The 4,418-nt window shown below is 35.9% G+C and carries 7 protein-coding genes, 1 tRNA gene, 1 other RNA gene and 1 pseudogene; 1 reads left to right on the plus strand and 9 read right to left on the minus strand.

Translation table 11 applies throughout. From position 1 onward, the window contains the following. Positions 1–42: 42 nt before the first annotated feature. Together WIW89_RS06165 and WIW89_RS06170 are read right to left on the minus strand one after the other, a co-directional pair. A complete protein-coding gene (locus WIW89_RS06165) occupies positions 43–1,383 on the minus strand; it encodes a TiaS agmantine-binding domain-containing protein (RefSeq protein WP_443296071.1) in 1,341 nt (446 codons plus the stop codon). Then, a complete protein-coding gene (locus tag WIW89_RS06170; RefSeq protein ID WP_156005087.1) occupies positions 1,332–1,583 on the minus strand; it encodes an Lrp/AsnC ligand binding domain-containing protein in 252 nt (83 codons plus the stop codon). Before WIW89_RS06170 ends, WIW89_RS06165 begins: the two co-directional genes overlap by 52 nt. Positions 1,584–1,638: 55 nt before the next feature. Here WIW89_RS06170 and WIW89_RS06175 point away from each other — a divergent pair. Then, positions 1,639–2,127: pseudogene (locus WIW89_RS06175) on the plus strand (DUF367 family protein); the annotation flags it as partial. 1 nt (position 2,128) lies between these two features. Here the strand turns inward: WIW89_RS06175 and rnpB are convergent. The 7 genes from rnpB to WIW89_RS06210 form a co-directional block, all read right to left on the minus strand. After that, positions 2,129–2,442: RNase P RNA component (gene rnpB / locus WIW89_RS06180), an RNA gene on the minus strand. 7 nt (positions 2,443–2,449) lie between these two features. Further along, on the minus strand, positions 2,450–2,632 hold the full coding sequence (locus WIW89_RS06185; RefSeq protein ID WP_337720128.1) for a preprotein translocase subunit Sec61beta: 183 nt from the start codon (positions 2,630–2,632) through the stop codon (positions 2,450–2,452). Positions 2,633–2,634: 2 nt separating this feature from the next. Beyond that, positions 2,635–3,390, minus strand: coding sequence for a geranylgeranylglyceryl/heptaprenylglyceryl phosphate synthase (locus WIW89_RS06190; RefSeq protein ID WP_337720129.1), 756 nt, complete (start codon positions 3,388–3,390; stop codon positions 2,635–2,637). After that, positions 3,356–3,664 carry a transcription elongation factor gene (locus tag WIW89_RS06195; protein ID WP_156007918.1) on the minus strand — a complete coding sequence of 103 codons (309 nt, stop codon included), beginning with the start codon at positions 3,662–3,664 and terminating at the stop codon, positions 3,356–3,358. Before WIW89_RS06195 ends, WIW89_RS06190 begins: the two co-directional genes overlap by 35 nt. Beyond that, entirely contained in the window at positions 3,603–3,809 is a 207-nt protein-coding gene (locus WIW89_RS06200) for a hypothetical protein (protein ID WP_337699505.1), read from the minus strand. Before WIW89_RS06200 ends, WIW89_RS06195 begins: the two co-directional genes overlap by 62 nt. Beyond that, entirely contained in the window at positions 3,806–4,171 is a 366-nt protein-coding gene (locus WIW89_RS06205; RefSeq protein ID WP_337720130.1) for a hypothetical protein, read from the minus strand. The genes WIW89_RS06200 and WIW89_RS06205 overlap by 4 nt, the downstream gene beginning before the upstream one ends. 57 nt (positions 4,172–4,228) lie before the next feature. After that, positions 4,229–4,316, minus strand: a tRNA-Ala gene (locus WIW89_RS06210). Positions 4,317–4,418: the final 102 nt, after the last annotated feature.

Consider the following 4,418-nt stretch of genomic DNA (forward strand, 5'->3'; position numbering starts at 1 on the left):
GAAGAAAGCCGGTGGTCCCGGGTTCAAATCCCGGCGGGCCCGTTAATTATGATAGTACAATAAATAGTTTATGAGATCGTTTTTAGTGGCAATATCGTAAGGATCACTACTGGACTCTAAAAAAATAGGTCTGGTAAGATGTCTATATTTCCTAGATTGATAGAGGACATCAGTTAATAACCCTCTTCGTATATCTTGCTTCCGTTTATCTCCAAGAAATTTATAGCTACATTTTCTGCATCTAAATCCCTTATTCTTTCCTAAAGACTCCGTAGAACTACCGCATTTAGGACACCTAGGGTTTACAAGTTCAAATGAGTTGAGCTTTAGAATCCTAATACTTTCGGCTTCAATTACCTTTTTAAAATAGCTTGACGGTTTTATGCAACCTGTAACCAATAGTTCGTCTCCTTCTCTTAGTAGTTTGGAAGCCTCATTTAACTCCCCAGTTTCTTTATAAAATATAATTGGTATGTTCTCATTAGTATTAACTAGAACGTCGCCTCCTTGTAAGATTTTAACCGATTTAACAATCACGGACACTTGTACAGTCTGATAATAGGTACCTTTTCTAGAAATATGGGAGTTAGTAGCTTGATTTGTTTTAAATAACATAGCTCCAAAAATTTTGTTAGAAACTTTAATTTGTTCTAAAGCTCTTATAAGAGTTCTAACATCTGTGCCTCTAACCCCATATAATACAGGGTCCTCACCGTGCGATACTATTTGAATCGTCTTTTCTATATAATCATAATTTGCAAAGGTATGAGGAAAATTCTTTTCATCGAATTCTATTACAGATTTCTCATCAACTCTACGAGGCTCGTTATCATTCTTATACGTCAATATCTCATACGTATAACCGCTTACTGTTGGATTAAAACCTAAAGATGCAATACTTCCTATTATTCCTCTGTCCCCCTTCACTATTATTCCATATCTCTCGGCAATCTTTCTGGCTAAATCCATCGTTACCACATCTTTTACAGCCTTTTCGTAAAATTTACCTAAATAGTTAGCAGCCTCGACATATGTAATTGCGATCCCAGGTTTCCTATTAAATTTCACAGCCTTTGATATCTCTTCCACATACTCTAACGATTTTTGCCAAATTTCCTCAACTATCTCTTCAATGTCTATGTCAGTTCTAAAGGATAGTCTAATACTTGCGTTACCTCTGGTTTTCCACGGTATATTTGGATTTAATCTAACAAGATATGGAAAATCGGTAAAAATCACGTTATATTTTTCTCTCAAATAACGCATTAATAACACAGAAAAATGTGTAGTACATCCTGCTACTGGAGAATCATGATCATCAATACCTACAATTACTTCTTTACTACGCTCTTGCCTTCCACTATTATCATTGTTAATGTCGATCTCACCTTAGGTAATTTCCTTACAGTATTAGTTACAAAATCCTTTAATTTATCCAATGAATCAGCTTCAACTTTAGCAACTATATCATACACTCCATAAACTACATGAACCTCAGTTATCTCTTTCATGTTTTTTAATTTATCAAACACTTCTTCTTCTCCTCCAGCATCCGTATTAATGAGAACTATCGCAGACGCCAATTTTGACCCAAGAAGGTTTATTAGCAATAAAGTTATAATAATTTTATGACAATTAATGAAGCTATTTATTATAGATTATGGCCAAGATGATCCTAAGAAATGCACTGGTAAAAAACTAGTACGTTTAGGTTTTGCTAAGTTAACTAAACATGAAATGGGAATAGTTCTAGACCCTTTTTCAAGAATAACTTTATCTATAGATGATAAAGAACTAGCTCTTAAAGAGGGTATTACTGCTTTAGACGCGTCGTGGAACATTATTACTGAGAAAACCTTTATAAAGAAAAATACGCATAGGAGATTACCTGCTCTTTTCGCAGGAAACCCCACTCATTACGCAATGGCATATAAATTGTCCACGTTGGAGGCTCTTGCTGCAGCTCTATATATTCTAGATGAAGTAAATGAAGCTATGAAGCTATTAAATACTATAAAATGGGGGCATACTTTTTTAGAATTAAACAAGGAAATACTTGAAGCCTATAGGGGTAGAAAAGAGAAGGAAATACTTAAGGTAGAGAAGGAAATAATAGATAAGATCTTAGGGGAGCCTACCAATAACCCGGCTTCTGTATTTAGGGGGAATCCGACTTAGCGTCAAGAGAAGGATCGGATCCCCTATTCATCTCCTTCTCTACTTGCTCCGAGAAGGTCGGCCGTTTCAACCGGTATAATGGATCTCATGCCCCTAGCTTAGTCACCTAAGCTAGGAGTTATCTCATTTTCATCTTCCATTATACCGGTTTCGTTTCTGTTCCGTAGCCAAGGGTACTACCCTTGTCTTATACGACTTCCCCGGGGATCTGGAGGCCGGAGTTTCCTCAGGGTATATTACCCCGTATCCCCCTGGTAGGCTCCCTTATATTTTACACTGGAGGAGGAATTAAAATTGACGCCAGTATTACTCCTGCTATTATAGCAATAGAAGCTATAATTAGAACTGTAGGAGATACCTTAACCTTCTCTCTTTCTTCTTCATAATATCTAATTAAACCTGCCATTGAAACCAAAGGCACTGTTTCTTTCCTTCTCTTTTTACTAGAAGGCATATTTATTTTCTCCTCATACTTTTGATTTCTTTTATAATTTTTAAGGCTTTCTCAGAATCTTGTTCAATAATATTACCAGTAACTATAATATCTGCACCTGCGCTTGCTAGAAGTTTCCCACTCTCTTCATCTCTTATACCGCCTCCTACTATGATTATAGCATCATCTACATTGCTTTTCACAGTTTTAATAGCTAAAGGATTGATTGTCTTTGGAGCTCCAGATCCAGCTTCCAAATATATGAACTCCATCCCCATATACCTGGCCATCAAAGAGTAAGCTAAAATTAATTCAGTATTCTCATATGGTATTACTCTAGCTTTACCAACATGTGCAGCAGTTCCACCATGACCTATAATAACGTATGCTGTAGGTAAAACCTCGAGTCCTAATTTCTTTATAATTGGAGCAGCTACTAATTGTGCACCGACAACGTAATATAAATCATCAGAATTTAGTAATGACATAAAAAGAATTGCATCGGCTTTACTTGAGATCAGATTTACGTTACTTGGAAATATAATCGTAGGTAAACCAAATTCTGATAAGCTCGATATGATTTTGTCTAATTTCTCTTGTGAAACTCCTAGAGTACCTCCTATTAGAAAAGCATCAGTTCCGGCTTCCACTAATTTTTTGCCCAAATAATAAACTTGGTTTTCGTCTACCTTGTCGGGATCGAATAATGAAAAGTGAATAACTTTACCATCGTTAAGTTTCTCTCTAATGTAACTCTTCACTTTCCCCTTTAGTCTCATCTTCAGTCTTCTCCTCACTACTACTTGATAAAATTTCAATCTTTCCCTCATAATATAAATCGATAAACTTACCATATGCATTAGCTTGATCGTAAACAGGTGGAACATCAAACTCAGCTTGTAATCCGCAACTACCGCATTTTATTTTAGCCTTTCCATCTTTGATTGTAACGCTGAGAGCTACTTTTCCACATCTGGGGCACTCAAAGATATCAGGTATTTTTGGTTTTGGCTTTTGAAGGAGTTGCTTTCTTTTTTTCCTTCTTCCTCCCACTCTTCCCTTCCCCACCTATCTTTATCCTAATTCCAGTATTAAACACTTCTACAAAGATAACATATGCAATCCCTGCTATTAACGTACCTATAACGCCAAGATATGCTAACTCTAACGGAGATAAAGCCAAGATATATAACCTCATCTCATAACTAGCTTTCTTAGTATAAATGACTTATCCATGCTATAAATCTCTAATAAAATCTCTTTCATAGTAACTAGATCGACGTAAATAGATCTTGCCTTATCTTTTTCTAATGCCAATTCCAATGCTTGTAAATGATAACATTTTGTGCTCCCTGCATTCACTCGTTTTTCTGCACCAAGATTTTTTCTAAAGATGCGGTAATAGAAGTGAGGACAAGAGCAATAATTCTCGGATAGTATATAATCCTTATCCTTACCCATGAATACATATATAGCAAACAATGAATTCACTAAACTTATTTTAATAATCCTATTCTCTACAAGAGCAGCTTCTTTTGCTTTTACTGTTAAACTTTTCACTATAATTATTCTGACGACGGTAATTATATTTATGTGTTACATGACGTAGATAAAAGGTGGACCGGCCGGGATTTGAACCCGGGACCTCTCGGATTTTGGCTTATCGATGCCAACCGAGCACTCTTCCAGGCTGAGCTACCGGCCCATTATCAAAAGTGTTAATCTTAATAATTAAATCTTTCTTCCTTAACCTCGTCATAAAGTTGACCGTCTAGTAACAAGGTGAATTGAAAAACAAAGGAAATAA

The organism is Stygiolobus sp. CP850M (assembly GCF_037389425.1).
GTDB lineage: Archaea > Thermoproteota > Thermoprotei_A > Sulfolobales > Sulfolobaceae > Stygiolobus.

Coding starts and splice junctions, on each gene's coding strand:
- WIW89_RS06190 (WP_337720129.1), bottom strand. CDS start 3,390: ATGAGACTAAAGGGGAAAGTGAAGAGTTACATTAGAGAGAAACTTAAC.
- WIW89_RS06185 (WP_337720128.1), bottom strand. CDS start 2,632: ATGCCTTCTAGTAAAAAGAGAAGGAAAGAAACAGTGCCTTTGGTTTCA.
- WIW89_RS06200 (WP_337699505.1), bottom strand. CDS start 3,809: ATGAGGTTATATATCTTGGCTTTATCTCCGTTAGAGTTAGCATATCTT.